Origin of the sequence: Psychrobacter sp. W2-37-MNA-CIBAN-0211, from assembly GCF_040309405.1 — a bacterium.
Taxonomy (GTDB): Bacteria; Pseudomonadota; Gammaproteobacteria; order Pseudomonadales; family Moraxellaceae; genus Psychrobacter; species Psychrobacter glaciei.
This window is the reverse complement of sequence record NZ_JBEOOU010000154.1, coordinates 1-277: the sequence shown is the minus strand read 5'-3', so window position 1 is coordinate 277 and position 277 is coordinate 1. Positions and strand designations below refer to the sequence as shown.

Below are 277 nucleotides of genomic sequence, written 5' to 3'. Positions count from 1 at the left end.
GCTATGGTTTCTTTCGTGTGCAAATGAATCACACAATGCGCATCGTCGCGTACTTCGTGAATTGCGCTATGAATAGTAAAGCCAGCTGGATTAATATTAAATGGCGTGTCGTCAATAATATTGCCGCTTAAATCTACTTTAACTAAGTTAGAAGCGCTGATTTCATCAAAGGTTAAACCAAAGGCGTTCACTAAGTAATGATCACTGCCCGGTATCCGCGCCGATAAATGCGTGTAAATTAAATCGCCCCAACGAAAATGATCCACCAACCTATAAC

Annotated in this window: 1 protein-coding gene; it reads right to left on the bottom strand. The window is 41.2% G+C overall.

The window, feature by feature from the left end:
* The coding region (locus AAEY72_RS14705) for a class II aldolase/adducin family protein (RefSeq protein ID WP_352311278.1) at positions 1-277 on the bottom strand (277 nt) is incomplete at both ends.